This is a genomic window from Microbacterium sp. Leaf320 (assembly GCF_001423485.1).
Lineage (GTDB): Bacteria > Actinomycetota > Actinomycetes > Actinomycetales > Microbacteriaceae > Microbacterium.
The window spans coordinates 234,898-252,329 of sequence record NZ_LMOD01000005.1 but is presented as its reverse complement, the minus strand read 5'-3'; the positions used below and the strand labels follow the sequence as shown (position 1 = coordinate 252,329).

16 protein-coding genes and 1 tRNA gene are annotated in these 17,432 nt (G+C 67.0%); 10 read left to right on the top strand and 7 right to left on the bottom strand.

Features of this window, described 5'->3' with window-relative positions; genetic code table 11:
• Positions 1 to 9 precede the first annotated feature (9 nt).
• From sufC to sufB, 4 genes are read right to left on the bottom strand one after another with little or no spacing between them, the layout of a single operon-like run.
• Positions 10 to 780 (bottom strand): Fe-S cluster assembly ATPase SufC, encoded by a 771-nt coding sequence (gene sufC / locus ASF63_RS17120; protein WP_056516888.1) that lies wholly within the window; start codon positions 778 to 780, stop codon positions 10 to 12.
• Positions 781 to 1,107: a non-heme iron oxygenase ferredoxin subunit gene (locus ASF63_RS17115; RefSeq protein WP_053096453.1), complete on the bottom strand. Its 327-nt coding sequence runs from the start codon at positions 1,105 to 1,107 to the stop codon at positions 781 to 783.
• Positions 1,104 to 2,309, bottom strand: a complete 1,206-nt coding sequence (gene sufD / locus ASF63_RS17110) for a Fe-S cluster assembly protein SufD (RefSeq protein ID WP_056516885.1) — start codon at positions 2,307 to 2,309, stop codon at positions 1,104 to 1,106. The genes ASF63_RS17115 and sufD overlap by 4 nt, the downstream gene beginning before the upstream one ends.
• Before the next feature lies 1 nt (position 2,310).
• A complete protein-coding gene (sufB, locus tag ASF63_RS17105) occupies positions 2,311 to 3,729 on the bottom strand; it encodes a Fe-S cluster assembly protein SufB (RefSeq protein ID WP_053096457.1) in 1,419 nt (472 codons plus the stop codon).
• 233 nt (positions 3,730 to 3,962) lie between these two features.
• On the opposite strand from sufB, the gene ASF63_RS17100 reads away from it, so the two are divergent.
• Positions 3,963 to 5,072: a COX15/CtaA family protein gene (locus ASF63_RS17100; protein ID WP_082478300.1), complete on the top strand. Its 1,110-nt coding sequence runs from the start codon at positions 3,963 to 3,965 to the stop codon at positions 5,070 to 5,072.
• An 86-nt stretch (positions 5,073 to 5,158) separates the two neighbouring features.
• Positions 5,159 to 5,605 carry a hypothetical protein gene (locus ASF63_RS17095; protein ID WP_056516882.1) on the top strand — a complete coding sequence of 149 codons (447 nt, stop codon included), beginning with the start codon at positions 5,159 to 5,161 and terminating at the stop codon, positions 5,603 to 5,605.
• Here the strand turns inward: ASF63_RS17095 and ASF63_RS17090 are convergent.
• Complete coding sequence (locus ASF63_RS17090; RefSeq protein ID WP_414843793.1) at positions 5,551 to 6,465, bottom strand: heme o synthase; 915 nt, start codon at positions 6,463 to 6,465, stop codon at positions 5,551 to 5,553. The two genes, ASF63_RS17095 and ASF63_RS17090, sit on opposite strands and share 55 nt — an antisense overlap.
• Positions 6,466 to 6,796: 331 nt before the next feature.
• Here ASF63_RS17090 and tkt point away from each other — a divergent pair, with 331 nt between their 5' ends.
• The 6 genes from tkt to pgl are packed head-to-tail and all read left to right on the top strand — an operon-like array spanning position 6,797 to position 14,896.
• Positions 6,797 to 8,893: a transketolase gene (gene tkt / locus ASF63_RS17085; RefSeq protein WP_056517348.1), complete on the top strand. Its 2,097-nt coding sequence runs from the start codon at positions 6,797 to 6,799 to the stop codon at positions 8,891 to 8,893.
• The gene (gene tal / locus ASF63_RS17080; RefSeq protein ID WP_056516879.1) at positions 8,890 to 10,002 is read left to right on the top strand and encodes a transaldolase; all 1,113 of its coding nucleotides are present in this window, start codon (positions 8,890 to 8,892) and stop codon (positions 10,000 to 10,002) included. Before tkt ends, tal begins: the two co-directional genes overlap by 4 nt.
• Positions 9,999 to 11,606: a glucose-6-phosphate isomerase gene (locus ASF63_RS17075; protein WP_056516876.1), complete on the top strand. Its 1,608-nt coding sequence runs from the start codon at positions 9,999 to 10,001 to the stop codon at positions 11,604 to 11,606. The genes tal and ASF63_RS17075 overlap by 4 nt, the downstream gene beginning before the upstream one ends.
• Positions 11,607 to 11,628: 22 nt before the next feature.
• On the top strand, positions 11,629 to 13,179 hold the full coding sequence (zwf, locus tag ASF63_RS17070; RefSeq protein WP_056516873.1) for a glucose-6-phosphate dehydrogenase: 1,551 nt from the start codon (positions 11,629 to 11,631) through the stop codon (positions 13,177 to 13,179).
• Entirely contained in the window at positions 13,176 to 14,111 is a 936-nt protein-coding gene (locus ASF63_RS17065) for a glucose-6-phosphate dehydrogenase assembly protein OpcA (RefSeq protein WP_056516870.1), read from the top strand. Before zwf ends, ASF63_RS17065 begins: the two co-directional genes overlap by 4 nt.
• Complete coding sequence (pgl, locus tag ASF63_RS17060) at positions 14,111 to 14,896, top strand: 6-phosphogluconolactonase (protein ID WP_200934039.1); 786 nt, start codon at positions 14,111 to 14,113, stop codon at positions 14,894 to 14,896. Before ASF63_RS17065 ends, pgl begins: the two co-directional genes overlap by 1 nt.
• Before the next feature lie 10 nt (positions 14,897 to 14,906).
• On the opposite strand, the gene ASF63_RS17055 is transcribed toward pgl, so the two are convergent.
• Positions 14,907 to 15,917: a DMT family transporter gene (locus ASF63_RS17055; RefSeq protein ID WP_157534431.1), complete on the bottom strand. Its 1,011-nt coding sequence runs from the start codon at positions 15,915 to 15,917 to the stop codon at positions 14,907 to 14,909.
• A gap of 49 nt (positions 15,918 to 15,966) precedes the next feature.
• Here ASF63_RS17055 and def point away from each other — a divergent pair, with 49 nt between their 5' ends.
• Both def and ASF63_RS17045 read left to right on the top strand, forming a co-directional pair.
• Entirely contained in the window at positions 15,967 to 16,533 is a 567-nt protein-coding gene (def, locus tag ASF63_RS17050; protein ID WP_082478298.1) for a peptide deformylase, read from the top strand.
• Positions 16,534 to 16,653: 120 nt separating this feature from the next.
• Positions 16,654 to 17,169, top strand: a complete 516-nt coding sequence (locus ASF63_RS17045; protein WP_056516861.1) for a septum formation family protein — start codon at positions 16,654 to 16,656, stop codon at positions 17,167 to 17,169.
• Between the two features lie 143 nt (positions 17,170 to 17,312).
• Here ASF63_RS17045 and ASF63_RS17040 read toward each other — a convergent pair.
• Positions 17,313 to 17,388, bottom strand: a tRNA-Asn gene (locus ASF63_RS17040).
• Positions 17,389 to 17,432 lie beyond the last annotated feature (44 nt).

Genomic DNA, 17,432 nt, shown 5'->3' with positions numbered 1-17,432 from the left:
CGAATCAGCCTACGCCTCGACGGGGGCTGCGGGGTCGAGGAAACGGTCGTATCCCTCGTCCTCGAGCCGGTCAGCGAGCTCAGGGCCGCCCTCTTCGACGATCTTGCCCGCGACGACCACGTGCACGAAGTCGGGACGGATGTAGCGGAGGATGCGCGTGTAGTGCGTGATGAGCAGAACGCCGAGACCGGTGGACTCCTTGGCGCGGTTGACGCCCTCGGAGACGATCTTCAGGGCGTCGACGTCGAGACCGGAGTCGGTCTCGTCGAGGACGGCGAACTTCGGCTTGAGCACCTCGAGCTGGAGGATCTCGTGACGCTTCTTCTCGCCACCCGAGAAGCCCTCGTTGACGTTGCGCTGCGCGAACTTCGGGTCCATGCGGAGGTTCGCCATGGCCGCCTTGACGTCCTTGGTCCAGCCGCGGATCGCGGGGGCTTCGCCGTCGAGTGCCGTCTTGGCGGTGCGGAGGAAGTTCGTCACCGTGACGCCCGGGATCTCGACCGGGTACTGCATGGCGAGGAACAGGCCGGCGCGAGCGCGCTCGTCGACGCTCATCTCGAGCACGTCCTGGCCGTCGAAGGTGATCGACCCCGAGGTCACGGTGTACTTCGGGTGTCCGGCGATCGTGTACGCGAGGGTCGACTTGCCCGAGCCGTTGGGGCCCATGATGGCGTGCGTCTCACCGGTGTTCATGGTGAGGTTGATGCCGTTGAGGATCGGAGTGGTCCCCGCCTCGGTCTCGACCGTCACATGCAGGTCGCGGATTTCAAGAACAGACATTCAGACTTCCTTCGTCACAGTCGGGTCGATGAGCACGTCGTCGCCGTCGATCTCGACGACGTAGACCGGAACGGGCTCATAAGCGGGGAGATTCTGGGGCTTGCCGGTGAGCAGGGAGAACGCCGAGCCGTGGGCCCAGCATTCCACGGTGTCACCCTCGACGAAGCCCTCGGCGAGAGAGATGTCGCCATGCGTGCAGGTGTCTCCGATGGCGTGGATCACGCCTTCGGAGTCCTTGATCACGGTGATCGGCACGCCGTTCGGCTCGACACGGATCGGCATGTCCTGCTCGAGTTCCGCGACGCCGCACACGCGCTCGGCGCTCACGCGTTCACCTCGGCGAGCTCCGTCTCGACCGCGTCGAGCAGCTCGGCCTCCAGGGCCGGGATGCCCAGACGCTGGACGATGTCCGTGAGGAATCCGAGCACGACGAGGCGGCGTGCTTCCTCTTCGCTGATGCCACGAGCCTGCAGGTAGAACAGCTGCTCGTCGTCGAAACGCCCGGTGGCGCTGGCGTGGCCGGCACCGAGGATGTCTCCGGTCTCGATCTCGAGGTTCGGGATCGAGTCGGCGCGAGCGCCCTCGGTGAGCACCAGGTTGCGGTTCGCCTCGTACGAGTCGGTGCCCGTCGCATCGGCGCCGATCAGCACGTCGCCGATCCACACACTGTGCGCACCCTCACCCTGGAGCGCGCCCTTGTAGAGCACGTCGCCCTTGGTGTGCGGGCCCTTGTGATGCAGGTACACCTGGCTCTCGAGGTGCTGCCCCGCATCGGCGTACGACAGACCGTAGAGGTAGCCCTCGGATCCGGCGCCCGCGAGCTCGACGCTCGGGTTCACGCGCACGACGCCGCCACCGAAGCTGATGACGAAGTGCTTGAGGGTGGCATCCGCATCGACACGCGCCTGGTGCGCCGAGGTGTGCACGGCCGCATCCTGCCACTGCTGCAGGCTGATGACGGTGAGCTTGGCTCCGTCGCGCACGATGATCTCGACGTTCTGCGAGTACTGCGCGGCGCCCGTGTGCTGGAGCACGACGGTGGCCGAGCTGTGCTCGAGCGCCTCGATCACGATGTGGGCATCCGCGCGCAGTTCTGCGCCGAGACCGTCGATCGACACGAGGATCGGCTCTGCGACCTCTTCTTCACGAGGGATGCGGATGTGCAGAGCCTCGGGCGAGCCCTGCCACGCGATGGCCGCGGTGATGTCCTCGGCGAGGAAGACCTCGCCACGAGGAGCGTCGCCGGCGGCGAGCGGCGCGGAGACGTACTGCTCTCCTGCGCCGAACGTGTAGCTCACTCCCTCAGCGGAGCCCGCGACCTCGAAGAGGGGCGAGAGCTTCGCGACGGGCGTGTGCTTCCAGTTGACCTCGCGGCCGGTCGGCGCACCGAAGTCCGCCGGCTCGAACGAATGCGGGCGCTCGGAACGCGTCTGAACCGGAACGAATCCGGCGTCCGCGACCTGCGCGGCCGGGTCGACGTGCGCGCTCGAATGATGCGACGCCGTGGGCGTCGTCGTCTGGGCCGTCATCTCAGCCGACCGATCCTTCCATGCCCATCTCGATGAGCTTGTTCAATTCCATCGCGTACTCCATCGGCAGCTCCCGTGCGATCGGCTCGATGAAGCCGCGCACGATCATCGCCATCGCCTCGTCCTCGGGCATGCCGCGGGACTGGAGGTAGAAGAGCTGCTCTTCGCTGACCTTCGAGACCGTGGCCTCATGCCCGAGCTGCACGTCGTCGACACGGATGTCGATCGCCGGGTATGTGTCGGAGCGCGACTTGGTGTCGACGAGCAGGGCGTCGCAGCGCACGGTGTTCGCGGAGTGGTGCGCGTTGGCGTCCACTCGCACCTCGCCACGGTATCCGGCACGTCCACCGCCACGCGCGATCGACTTCGAGACGATCGACGACTGCGTGTAGGGAGCCATGTGGATCATCTTCGCGCCGGCGTCCTGGTGCTGACCGGGGCCCGCGAAGGCGACCGAGAGAGTCTCGCCCTTGGCGTGCTCGCCCATCAGGTAGATCGACGGGTACTTCATCGTCACCTTGGAGCCGATGTTCCCGTCGACCCACTCCATCGTCGCGCCTTCGTGCGCGACCGCACGCTTGGTGACGAGGTTGTAGACGTTGTTCGACCAGTTCTGGATCGTCGTGTAGCGAACGCGGGCGTTCTTCTTCACGATGATCTCGACGACGGCCGAGTGCAGAGAGTCCGACTTGTAGATCGGGGCCGTGCAGCCCTCGATGTAGTGGACGTAGCTGTCCTCGTCGGCGATGATCAGGGTCCGCTCGAACTGGCCCATATTCTCGGTGTTGATGCGGAAGTACGCCTGCAGCGGGATCTCGACGTGAACGCCCTTGGGGACGTAGACGAACGATCCACCCGACCACACGGCAGTGTTCAGAGCCGCGAACTTGTTGTCGCCGGCCGGGATCACGGTGCCGAAGTACTCCTCGAAGAACTCGGGGTGCTCACGGAGCGCCGTGTCGGTGTCCATGAAGATGACACCCTGCTCTTCCAGGTCCTCGCGGATCTGGTGGTAGACGACCTCGGACTCGTACTGAGCCGCGACGCCGGCCACGAGACGCTGCCGCTCGGCCTCGGGGATGCCGAGGCGCTCGTAGGTCTCACGGATCTCGGCGGGAAGGTCTTCCCATGACTGCGCCTGCTTCTCCGTGGAGCGCACGAAGTACTTGATGTTGTCGAAGTCGATCTCGCTGAGGTCTGCGCCCCAGGTCGGCATCGGCTTGCGTCCGAAGAGCTGGTATCCCTTGAGACGGGTCTTCAGCATCCATTCGGGCTCATGCTTGAGCGCCGAGATCCCGCGGACCACCTCTTCGGAGATACCGCGCTTGGCGATGGCTCCGGCAGCATCTTCGTCATGCCACCCGAATTCGTACACCCCCAGGCCGTCAAGCTCCGGGCGGTCGATCAGCACATCCGACATCACACACTCTCCTCACAGGTCCCAAAACGGTGTCATCCGCCCCGACACACCTGATCCCCGTCGAGTCTGCGGGAGCGGGTGCCGTTGGTGGGCCCTCATCACCGGCGCATCCATCGCGCCTAAACTGTTAGTGATGGTGCAGCGCGGTCAGCGCTCATCACAACAATCCGATTCTACAGGTTCCGCCTGAAGACAGGGCCGCTCGCCGTGTCCGGCGCGGTTCGGAGAGAACAATGCCCGAGACGATGATCTCCTCCCCCATGAACGCACCTCTGGCGCCCTCGACGGCCGCGCGCCTCTGGGGGCGGATGCTGCGCGTGTGCGCCTGGCTCTCCTTCCTCGCACAGACGATCATCATCGGCACCGGGGGCGCGGTGCGTCTCACCGGTTCCGGCCTCGGATGCTCGGAGTGGCCGCTGTGCACTCCCGAGTCCCTCGTGCCGATCTATGCCGATCAGGGAATACACGGGATCATCGAGTTCGGCAACCGCGTGATGACCGGAGTCGTCGGCATCATCGCCCTCGCCGTCCTCCTGCTCGTGCTGGCGCGTGTCGGCGGCAGACTTCTGGTGTTCTCTGCGCTGCGGTTCGCAGCCGCCGGGATCATCGCCGCGGCGATCGTCTTCGGGCTCGTCTCCCTGTTCTCCCTTCCCGCGACGCCCTTCGCCATGGGTGCGCTTCTCATCACGGTGATCGCGGCGATGATCCGTTCGCTCAGGCTCTCGTCCGAACGACGCGACCTCGTCGTGCTCGCCTGGATCGTCCTCGTCGGAGTCGTCGCGCAGGCGCTCGTGGGCGGCATCACGGTCCTCACCGGCCTCAACCCCTTCATCGTCGGGTTCCACTACGTCTCGTCGCTGCTGCTCGTGTGCGTCACGGCGGCGTTCCTGGTGCGGCTCTACGCTGCGGCCGGCCCCCGTGTCAGCGCCGTCCCGAGGTGGTTCGCCATCCTCAGCCACGTCACCGGTCTCGCACTGGCCGTCACGATCGTGTTCGGTGTTCTGACGACGGGCTCAGGGCCGCACTCCGGCGACGCCGACGTGCTGCGGCACGGATTCGACGCAACGATCCTCGCTCACGTGCACTCGTGGCCCGGGTACATCCTCGCCGCTCTCGTCGCCGTGATGACGATCACGGCGTGGGCGCTGCGGCTCGAACCGCGCAAGTGGCTGCTCGTCCTCGTGCTCGCGATCCTCGTGCAGGTGGGCGTCGGCATCTGGCAGGCACGTGAGGGACTCCCTCCGCTGCTCGTCGGCATCCACATGGTGCTCGCTTCGCTGTCGGCCGCCGCCTACACGGTCGTGGTGCTGCACCTGAAGAAGCCGGTCTCCGCTCAGGAGTGACGACGACCGCCGGCTGGGCGACCGGCACAGTGGATGCATAGCTGCGACATCAGAGGCTCATCAGTTCGTCGTGCACCGTGGCAGACATGAACAAGTCACTGACACGCAGCATCGGCTTCTGGCTCCTCCTCGTGCTCTCGCTCGCCTCGGCGGGCGTCGGCGGATGGCTGATCGCCGGGCAGGTCGGCACTATGACGAGCACTCTTCTCGATGGCACAGCCACGGGCATCGAGGTCTATGTCGGCCAGTCGCTCGTCGTGGTCGGCGCGGCTCTCCTGGGCGCAGGCGTGATCGGACTCCTGATCGCGATCGCGCTCACCGCGGTGCAGGCGCTCATGCCCACGGCCGCACCGGTCGTCGTCGAACCCATCGACTGGACCTCAGAGGCGGACGCCGTCGACGCGATCGAGCCCGCCACGGATGAGCACCCCACCCCGGCCTCGTCGGAGGACGAGGCTGCCGTCGAGAACGACGAGCGTCAGAACGGCAGCAGCGGGTCGACCGCGACGGCCACGAAGATCAGCGTCAAGTAGGTGATCGAGGCGTGGAAGACTCGCATCGGCCGCGCCTCGTTCCCCCGCACAGCCTGGTTGTACAGGCGGTGCGACTCGTAGATGAACCACCCGCCGAACACGAGGGCGGAGACGGTGTAGACGAGGCCCATGTTCGCGATGGGGATCAGCAGCAGCGAGCAGGCGATGGTCGCCCAGGCGTACAGGATGACCTGGAGGCCGACCTGCGAGGCGTTGCGGGTCACTCCGAGCATGGGCACGTCGACGTCGTCGTAGTCGTCCTTGTACTTCATCGACAGCGGCCAGTAGTGCGGCGGCGTCCAGAGGAAGATCAGGGCGAAGAGGATGAACGCCGGCCAGTCGAGCGAACCGGTGACGGCCGCCCAGCCGATGAGAACCGGGAAGCATCCGGCGATGCCGCCCCAGATGATGTTCTGCTCGGTGCGGCGCTTGAGGATCATCGTGTAGATCACGACGTAGAAGAAGATCGCGACTGCCGACAGCGTGGCCGCCAGCCAGTTCGTCGTGAACCAGAGCCAGACAGTCGAGAGCACGGCGAGGGTCCAGGAGAAGATCAGAGCGCCCCGAGGGGTGATCTCTCCCGTCACGAGCGGACGGTTCTCGGTGCGGTGCATGTGCGCGTCGATGTCTCGATCGAGGTACATGTTGAACGCCGCTGCCGAACCGGCGCTCAGCGAGCCGCCGATCACCGTGGCGAGCACCAGCCACAGGTCGGGCATTCCGCCCTGGGCGAGGAACATCACCGGGACGGTCGACACCAGCAGCAGCTCGAGGACACGCGGTTTGGTGAGGGCGACGTACGCCTTCACGGTACGACCGATGGACTTCTTCACAACGGTCTGATCAGACATCGTCGAGATCTCGATCGCCTCCTCCACACGCGTCACGACAGCGTTTCCCAGTCTAGGGCACGCCGGAGGCCCGCCCGGCCCCGCGCCGGGGACTCGCCCGGGGCATCGCGAGACCGCGTTCCGAAGACGGTGATTCCGGGTCTCACCAGGTCGCGTAGCACCCTCTCCGGCATGGAATTCCTGGGCCGGTGACGCGTTGTAAGACTGGGTAACGGGTCACACCACGGCGCTATGCTGAAATGACTCGCGCGCCCGGCGCACATCACACACCCCTCCGTAACGTTGCGGTCTGCGAATGTGCACTCCGGACGCTCTCGAACAGTTGCAGAAGGGCTTCACAGTGTCGGAATTGCAGTGGGATGAGATCGACCGACGTGCGGTGGACACCGCGCGTCTTCTGGCAGCGGATGCCGTGGAGAAGGTCGGGAACGGCCACCCCGGCACCGCGATGAGCCTCGCTCCAGCCGCGTATCTCCTCTACCAGCGGGTTCTCCGCCACGACCCGACCGACACCGACTGGCTCGGCCGCGACCGCTTCATCCTCTCGGTCGGTCACTCATCGCTGACGCAGTACGTGCAGCTCTACCTCGGCGGCTTCGGTCTCGAGCTCGACGACCTCAAGGCACTTCGCACCTGGGGCTCGCTCACTCCCGGCCACCCCGAGTACGGCCACACCAAGGGCGTCGAGATCACCACGGGCCCGCTCGGCCAGGGTCTCGCCTCCGCTGTCGGGTTCGCCTATGCAGCCCGCTACGAGCGCGGCCTGTTCGACCCCGAGGCCGCTGCGGGCACGAGCCCGTTCGACCACTTCGTCTACGTGATCGCCGGTGACGGCGACCTTCAGGAGGGCGTCACCAGCGAGGCATCCTCGCTCGCCGGCCACCAGGAGCTCGGCAACCTGATCGCGATCTACGACTCCAACCAGATCTCGATCGAGGACGACACCAACGTCGCCTTCACCGAAGATGTCGCCAAGCGCTATGAGGCCTACGGCTGGCAGGTGCAGACCGTCGACTGGAAGAAGACGGGCGAGTACGTCGAAGACGTGGCCGAGCTGAACGCCGCCATCGAGGCCGCGAAGGGCGAGACCTCCAAGCCGTCGCTCATCATCCTCAAGACGATCATCGGCTGGCCCTCGCCCGGCAAGCAGAACTCGGGCAAGATCCACGGCTCCGCCCTCGGTGGCGACGAGCTGGCTGCGACCAAGAAGGTCCTCGGGTTCGACCCCGAAGAGCACTTCGCCATCGCCGACGACGTGATCGCCCACACCCGCGCGCTCGCCGACCGCGCCGCCGAGACGCGTGCCGCGTGGCAGACGTCGTTCGACGCGTGGGCCGCGGCCAACCCCGAGCGCAAGGCGCTCCTCGACCGTCTCGAGGCCAAGGAGCTCCCGGCCGACATCACGTCGGCTCTGCCCGTCTTCGCCAGCGGCAAGGACGTCTCGACCCGGGCGGCATCCGGCCAGGTCATCAACGCACTCGCCGCCGAGCTCCCGGAGCTCTGGGGTGGATCGGCCGACCTCGCCGAGTCGAACCTCACCACCATCAAGGACTCGAAGTCCTTCATCCCCGCCGAGTGGTCCACCCACGAGTGGTCGGGTGACCCCTACGGCCGGGTGCTGCACTTCGGCATCCGCGAGCACGCCATGGGCGCCATCGTCAACGGCATCGTGCTGCACGGCCCGACACGCGCCTTCGGCGGCACGTTCCTCATCTTCAGCGACTACATGCGCCCGCCGGTGCGTCTGGCAGCGCTGATGAACGTCCCCAGCATCTTCGTCTGGACGCACGACTCCGTCGCGCTCGGCGAGGACGGCCCGACGCACCAGCCGGTCGAGCAGATCGCCACGCTCCGCGCCATCCCCAACTTCACGCTGGTACGCCCCGCTGACGCCAACGAGACCTCGGCCGCCTGGCTCGAGATCCTGCGCCGCCACGAGGGCCCGGCCGGCATCGCCCTGACCCGTCAGAACATCCCGGTGTTCGAGCGCGGTCAGGGAGCAGCCGACGGCGACGTCTTCGCCTCGACCGACGGCGTCTCGAAGGGCGCATACGTGCTCGCCGAGGCTCCGAACGGCACCCCCGACGTGATCATCATCGCCACCGGTTCCGAGGTCCAGCTGGCGGTCGACGCCCGCGCGGCCCTGGCCGACGAGGGTGTCAACGTGCGCGTCGTCTCCGCTCCGTCTCTGGAGTGGTTCGACGAGCAGGACGAGGCATACCGCGAGTCGGTGCTCCCGAAGGCCGTCACCGCCCGCGTCTCCGTCGAGGCGGGTTCCGTCCTCAGCTGGCGCGGCATCGTGGGCGACCGCGGCCGTTCGGTCGGCATCGACCACTTCGGCGCGTCCGCCGACTACAAGACCCTGTTCGAGAAGTTCGGCATCACCACAGAGGCCGTCATCGCGGCCGCACGCGAGACCATCAAGGAGAACGCATGAGCACCCCCACCGCAGACCTCGCAGCAGCCGGTGTCAGCATCTGGCTCGACGACCTGTCGCGCACCCGCATCTCCTCCGGCAACCTCGCCGAGCTGATCGAGACCCGCAACGTCGTCGGCGTCACCACCAACCCGACGATCTTCGCCAACGCGATCACCGACAAGAACAACACGTCGTACGACGCTCAGGTCACCGAGCTCGCAGCGTCCGGCGCGACGGCCGAAGAAGCAGTCTTCGCCGCGACCACGCAGGACGTCGCGGCAGCGCTCGACGTCTTCCGCCCCGTCTGGGAGGCCTCCGGCCACGTCGACGGCCGCGTCTCGATCGAGGTCTCCCCCGACCTCGCGCACGACACCGAGGGCACCGTCGCACAGGCCAAGCAGCTCTGGGCCACGGTCGACCGTCCGAACCTCCTCGTCAAGATCCCCGCGACGAAGGCCGGGCTCCCGGCCATCACCGAGGCGATCGCATCCGGCATCAGCGTCAACGTGACCCTGATCTTCAGCCTCGAGCGCTACGCCGAGGTCATCGAGGCGTACCTCGCCGGTCTCGAGCGCGCACACAGCGCCGGAATCGATCTGTCCACCATCCACTCTGTCGCCTCGTTCTTCGTGTCGCGCGTCGACACCGAGACCGACAAGCGTCTCTCCGCGATCGGCACCGACCAGGCCGAGGCGCTCAAGAGCAAGGCGGGGCTCGCCAACGCACGCCTGGCCTACGAGCTCTTCGAGCAGAAGTTCGCCGAGAAGCGTGCTCAGGACCTGATCTCGGCCGGTGCGAACGCCCAGCGTCCGCTCTGGGCATCGACCGGCGTCAAGGACCCGGCTCTGCCGGACACCCTCTACGTCACCGAGCTCGTCGCGAAGGATGTCGTCAACACGATGCCCGAGAAGACGCTCGAGGCGACCTTCGATCACGGCGTGGTCACGGGCGACACCATCACGGGTGGCTACGAAGAGGCCCGCGCCGTCTTCGCCGGCCTCGCCGACCTCGGAATCGACTTCACGGACGTGACCCAGGTGCTCGAGGACGAAGGCGTCGCCAAGTTCATCGACTCCTGGCACGACCTGCTCACGCAGGTGGCAGAGGGCCTCGAGGCGCAGCGATGACATTCGCGATCCACGCCTCGGGCGCGGCTCGGGTCGCGATCGACGAGACGGTTCCCGCTCTCGTCCACGACCTCGTCGCCTCCCGGCTCACCGGCGGCGACGCGACTCTCTGGGGTCCGGCAGCCGAGTCCGAGGCATCGATCCGCCTCGGGTGGATCGATGCGGTCTCCGTCTCGCGGCCGCTGGTCGCCGAGATCGCGGCCCTCCGCGCGGATCTCCATGCGAAGGGTGTGACGCGAGTCGTGCTCGCCGGCATGGGCGGATCGTCGCTCGCACCCGAGGTCATCGCACAGACTGCGGGCGTCCCGCTCACGATCCTCGACTCGACCGCTCCGAGCCAGGTGCTCGCCGCGCTTGATGAGGGTCTCGAGGCCACCGTGCTCGTGGTGTCGTCGAAGTCCGGCTCCACGGTAGAGACCGACTCGCAGCGCCGCACGTTCGAAGCCGCGTTCCGCGACGTGGGCATCGACCCGGTCGAGCGCATCGTCGTCGTCACCGACCCCGGTTCGCCGCTCGATGTCGCGGCTCGCGAGGCGGGGTACCGCGTCTTCAACGCCGACCCGAACGTCGGAGGGCGCTACTCGGCGCTCACCGCCTTCGGTCTCGTCCCGTCCGGGCTCGCCGGAGCCGACATCGACGAGCTCCTGAACGAGGCCGACGCCTCGCTTCTCGAGGTTGCGATCGACTCCGCCGACAACCCGGCACTGCGGCTCGCAGCGGCGATCTCCGCAACGTCGCCCCGCCGCGACAAGCTGGGTCTGATCACCGACGGCACGCACATCAACGGCCTGCCCGATTGGGTCGAGCAGCTCATCGCCGAGTCCACGGGCAAGGACAGCACGGGCATCCTGCCCGTCGTGCTCCTTCCGGTGTCGCCGGAGCTCGACTCGAAGCCGTCGGACCTGCAGATCGTGCGTCTGGTCGACGACGCGAACGAGTTCCACCTCCGCGAGCGGCACGAGGGCGAGATCCTCGTCAGCGGATCGCTGGGCGCTCAGCTCGTCGTGTGGGAGTATGCCACGGCGATCGCGGGCTACCTGCTCGGCATCAACCCCTTCGACCAGCCCGACGTCGAGTCCGCCAAGGTGGCGGCCCGCGGCCTGCTGGACGCACGCCCCGAGCCCACCGCGCCCGCGTTCGTCGAGAACGGCGTCGAGGTGCGCGTGTCCGATCCCGCTCTCGCGGCATCCGGCACCGTCGAAGGCGTGCTCGATGCGCTGTGGGCTCAGCTCCCTGCAGACGGCTACGTCTCGATCCAGGCGTACGTGAACCGACTCGACGTCCCGCAGCTGCAGGGCCTCCGTGAACTCGTGGCCGCCGATTCCGGTCGTCCCACGACGTTCGGATGGGGACCGCGCTTCCTGCACTCCACCGGTCAGTACCACAAGGGCGGGCCCGCGCAGGGTGTGTTCCTGCAGATCCTGGAGAGCACCGAGGTCGATCTCGAGATCCCCGAGAGGCCCTTCACGTTCGGGCAGCTCATCGAAGCGCAGGCCGCCGGCGACGCCGGTGTCCTCGCCGAGCACGGCCGCCCGGTCGTCTCCCTGACGATCACCGATTCGTCGGCCGACGTCCTCACCCTCTTCGAAGCAGCACAGAAGTAACAGCCAGGAGAATCCCCCACCGATGTCTGTTCCCATCTCGCGCGGGCACAACCCGCTGCGTGACCCCGATGATCGCCGCCTCAACCGGATCGCCGGGCCCAGCGCCCTCGTGATCTTCGGTGTGACCGGAGACCTGTCACGCAAGAAGCTCATGCCCGCGGTCTACGACCTCGCCAACCGCGGACTCCTGCCGCCCGGATTCGCTCTCGTCGGCTTCGCCCGACGGGACTGGGAGGACCAGGACTTCGCTCAGGTCGTCTACGACGCCGTCAAGCAGTATGCGCGCACGCCGTTCCGCGAGGAGACATGGGCACAGCTGCTCCAGGGCATCCGGTTCGTCTCGGGCGAGTTCGACAACCCCGATTCCTTCCGCAAGCTCCGCGAGACGGTCGACCAGCTCGACGTCGAGCGAGGCACGATGGGGAACCACGCGTTCTACCTGTCGATCCCGCCGAAGGACTTCCCGCTGGTCGCGAAGCAGCTCAAGGACTCGGGTCTCGTCGGCGAGAACGACGATGACGACGAGCGCTGGCGTCGCGTCGTCATCGAGAAGCCGTTCGGGCACGACCTCGAATCCGCGCGCGAGCTCAACGCCGCCCTCGAGGTCGCGTTCTCGGCGGACTCGATCTTCCGCATCGACCACTACCTCGGCAAGGAGACGGTCCAGAACATCCTGGCGCTGCGCTTCGCGAACGAGCTGTACGAGCCGATCTGGAACCGCAACTACGTCGACCACGTGCAGATCACGATGGCCGAGGACATCGGCGTCGGTGGCCGTGCGGGATACTACGACGGTGTCGGCGCCGCTCGCGACGTCATCCAGAACCACCTGCTGCAGCTGCTGGCGCTCACCGCCATGGAAGAGCCGATCAGCCTTTCGGCCGAACATCTTCGTGCCGAGAAGGAGAAGGTCCTCGCCGCGGTGCACGTGCCCGACGATCTCTCCCTCGCGACCGCACGCGGCCAGTACGCCGGCGGATGGCAGGGCGGCGAACAGGTCACCGGCTTCCTCGATGAGGACGGCATGAACCCGGAGTCCGCGACCGAGACGTACGCCGCGATCAAGCTCGAGATCGACACGCGGCGCTGGTCGGGCGTGCCGTTCTACCTGCGCACCGGCAAGCGCCTCGGACGCCGTGTCACCGAGGTCGCCGTCGTCTTCAAGAAGGCCCCCGAGCACCTCTTCGGTCGCTCGAACACGTCGGAGCTGGGGCAGAACGCCCTCGTCATCCGCGTGCAGCCCGACGAGGGTGTGACGATCCGCTTCGGTTCCAAGGTCCCCGGCAACGGCACGAACGTGCGTGACGTCACGATGGACTTCGGTTACGGCCACGCGTTCACCGAGGCGAGCCCCGAGGCCTACGAGCGACTCATCCTCGATGTCCTGCTCGGCGACCCGCCGCTGTTCCCGCGGCACGAAGAGGTCGAGCTCTCGTGGAAGATCCTCGACCCCGTAGAGAAGTACTGGGCGGCCGAGGGCGGTCCAGTCGATCAGTACGCACCGGGTTCGTGGGGTCCGGCATCCGCCGACGACCTCCTCGCCCGCGACGGACGAGTCTGGAGACGCCCGTGATCATCGACCTTCCCGACACGACCGTGAGCCAGGTCGCCAAGCAGCTCGTCAAGGTACGCGAAGAAGGCGGCGCCGTCGCCCTCGGACGCGTGCTGACGCTGATCATCTCGGCCCGCAACGGCGTCGCCGAGGCCGCGATCGACGCGGCCAACGACGCCTCCCGCGAGCACCCGATGCGTGTCATCGTGCTCACCACGGGCGACGGCGACGCACGACTCGACGCACAGATCCGCGTCGGCGGCGACGCCGGAGCGAGCGAGGTCGTCGTGCTCCGCGCCTACGGCGATGCCGCCAGCAACGAAGAGAGCCTCGTCACCGGACTCCTTCTTCCCGATGCTCCCGTCGTCGCCTGGTGGCCGGAAGATGCTCCGACCTCCCCCGCGAACTCGCCGCTGGGCAAGATCGCTCAGCGCCGGATCACGGATGCGGCCACCGCATCCGATGTGCGCGACCGTCTCGCTCAGCTCGGCGAGACGCACGCGCCCGGCGACACCGATCTCGCCTGGACCCGCCTCACGCACTGGCGCGAGCAGCTCGCCGCCGTGCTCGATCAGCCGCCGTTCGAAGAGGTCACCGCTGTCGAGGTGCGTGGCGGCTCGGCCTCGCCGTCGACCGCGCTGCTCGCCGCCTGGCTGCAGATGGCGCTCGAGATCCCCGTCACGTGGTCCTACGAAGACCCGGAGCACTGGCAGGAGGGCATCAAGTCCGTGCGGCTCCACCGCGCTTCCGGCGACATCCTGCTCGAGCGTCCGACCCCGGGCGTCGCCGTGCTGACGCAGCCGGATCAGCCGGACCACGATCTGCACCTCCCCCGCCGCACCCTGCGCGAGTGCCTCGCCGAGGAGCTGCGTCGCCTCGACCCCGACGTCCTGTACGGTCGAGTGATCACCGAGGGCTGGGAGAAGCTGGGTCCGCCCGAGACAGGAGAATGATGTCGTCGCAGACAGCGTCCGCAGAGAAGCGGGTCGTGGTCGAACCCACCCCCGCCGCACTCGCCGCGAGGGTGGCCGACAGATTCCTGACACGACTTCGCGCACGCACGCGCAACGGCCGCATCGCCCATGTCGCCCTCACGGGCGGCTCGATGGGAGGTGCGGTCCTTCGCGCCACGCGCGATGACCCGCGCTCGTCGCAGATCGACTGGTCGCTCGTTCACTTCTGGTGGGGTGACGAGCGGTTCGTCGCCCGAGACGACGCCGATCGCAACGCGTTGCAGTCCCGTGAGGCTCTGCTCGACCACATCCCCGTCCCCGCCGAGAACGTGCACGAGGTCGCGGCCGCAGGCGAGGGTCTGACCCTCGACGAGGCTGCCGATGCCTACGCCGCTGAGCTCGCGAAGTTCGGCACCGACGAGCATCCGTGGCCCTCGTTCGCCGTGTGCTTCCTCGGTGTCGGCCCCGACGGCCACATCGCGTCGCTGTTCCCCGATCGCATCGAGGTCACCGTGACGGATGCCTCGGCACTGCCCGTGCGCGACTCGCCCAAGCCGCCGCCGGAGCGCGTGACGCTGACCCGCCCGGTGCTCAATGCATCCAAGCGCGTCTGGCTCGTGCTCACCGGCGCCGACAAGGCCTCAGCGCTGGGGCTTGCTCTCGCCGGGGCAAGCTACACGAATGTTCCCGCAGCGGGCGCCAAGGGGCGCAAGCGCACGGTGTTCTTCGTCGATGAGGCGGCCGCCTCGGAGGTCTCGCCCGACCTCATCGATCCGGCATACTGAGCCGATGTGATCAGGCCTCGGGGTTCTTCGCCTCGGGGCCTTTCGCATGCTCGTCGCTTCCGCGGGTGATGCCGATCTCCTGGCTGTCGCTGAGCACCTGCGGGTGGAACCGAGCCAGTCCGACCACGCCCCACACCGCGATCGCACCGGCGATGCCGAAGATCACGAGAACCCACGGCGGCGCGGCAGCAGCCTCGCCGAGCACCACCATGCCGATCAGCACGGCGACAAGGGGATCGACGACGGTGAGCCCCGCGATGACGAGGTCGGGCGGACCCGAGCTGTACGCCGTCTGCACGAAGTAGGCGCCCACGGCGCTCGCGGCGACGAGCGCGATCACGCAGACGAGAGTGATCCACTCGAAGTCACCGGCCTGGACCCGCTTGATGACGACCTTCGCGAGCGTCGCGACGAAGCCGTAGAGGATTCCGGCGCCGACGATGTAGAAGAGCGCGCGCATGCGGTGTCGGAGGACGAGCCAGCAGGCGCCGAGGATGATGATCACGACGAGCAGGATCGCGAGGATCGTGAACAGCTCTGTGTCCGTGACGTCCTTCTCGGTGGCGAAGATCGCCGCGAAGAAGACGAAGAGGAAGATTCCTCCGACGCAGCAGATGATCGCCGTGATGGATTGCTTGGTCGGTGAGTGCCCCGAGATGCGGGCGTTGAGCAGTGTGGTGATGACCAGCGCGATCGCTCCGAGCGGCTGCACGACGATCAGAGGCGCCACGGTCAGAGCTGCGAGCTGACAGACGATGGCAAGGCCCAGCATCAAGGTCCCGACGAGCCACGAGGGTCTCGTCAGCAGCCCGCGGACCTGAGCCATCGACAGACCGGATGCTCCGTCCGCACCGCTCAGCCGCTCCATCTTCTCGACGCCGCGGTGCTGGTACTGAGCACCGAGCGACATGAAGACAGCGCCCGCGAGTGCGAGGGGGATGCCGAGGAGCAGTCCCGGGTTCTGGAACGCGCCTACCAGCTGGTCGGTGACGTCTTCCGCCCCGGCTGTCCATACGGAGATGCTCACCCTACGACCCTACCCGGCGATATGCGCCGAGTAGGGTTATGGCGTGGCTGTTCTTTCTATTCGCATCATGGGCGACCCCGTCCTGCACTCCCCCGCTTCCGTCGTCGAGGAGATCTCCGACGACATCCGCACACTCGTGGCCGACATGTTCGAGACCATGGACACCGCGCCAGGCGTGGGTCTGGCTGCTCCCCAGGTCGGCGTGCCGCTGCGTATCTACACGTACGCGTACGTCGACGATGACGACCAGCCGTGGCGCGGCGTCATCATCAACCCCGAGCTCTGGATGGTGCCCCTCGAGCCGGGCGAGCCGGACGACGACCTCGAGTCCGAAGGGTGTCTCTCCTTCCCTGGCGAGCGATTCCCCCTGCGTCGCTCCGAGCGGGTACGCGTCACAGGCGTGGATCTGGACGGCGCGCCGGTCGAGATCGCGGTCGACGGCTGGCGTGCGCGGATCATGCAGCACGAGTTCGACCACCTCGACGGCATCCTCTACATCGACCGTCTCTCGGACGGTGACTGGAAGACCGTGCAGAAGATCGCGAAGAAGCGCGGGTGGGGCAAGGCCGGAGCCAGCTGGATGCCCGGAGTCGATGATCTGGAAGGCTGACCTAACCTTTCAGCCCAATCAAAGCCTTCTCGGAGTTGCATCACAGACTCCGAGCCGGATAGCGTGCTTGAGGTGGTGTTTCGATATACCACGCACCAAGAGGCTCTGGGAGGGGAAATCATGATGAAACTGCGCACGCGACGCGCACTGGCGCTTGCAGGTTCTGCTGTGGCGCTGTCGGTCGCACTGACCGGATGTAGCGCGCTGAACGGGATCCTGGGTGGCGGTTCGGGAGACGCCGACCGCGACGAGGACACCGGGCAGGTCACCGAAAGCTCGAACATCGACATCTTCTCGCTCAAGCTGGGCGACTGCAAGATGGCCAGCGCGACCGGCCTGATCGAAGATGCGGACGTCGTCCCGTGCGACCAGCCGCACGACGAAGAGGTCTACTACGAGATCACGATGGACGACGGCGAGTTCTCCGAGGAGAGCGTCGATGCAGCCTCGCAGGAGTGCATCGGAGATGCCTACACGAGCTTCGTCGGTATCGCGTTCAACGACTCCGTGCTCGAGGTCTACCCGATCACGCCGACCCAGCAGACCTGGGACGAGCTGAACGACCGCATCGTGCAGTGCGTCATCTCGGACCCGGCCGGCCAGACCACGGGCTCGCTCCAGGGCGCAGCACGCTGATCCGACGCTGACACGCATGAAGGCCCCGTCGTCGACGGGGCCTTCTTTCGTGCGCCGGAGCAATCGCCCGCCGCACTGTGCGATCCATCGCCACGGACGGACCGAGGGAAAGGGAAAAGCCCCTCCGAAGAGGGGCTTTTCATTGGCTCCCCGGCTTGGACTCGAACCAAGAACCTGCCGGTTAACAGCCGGCTGCTCTGCCAATTGAGCTACCGAGGAATGTGCTCCGCTGCGCGGGCAACTCGTCAATCCTAGCAAACTCC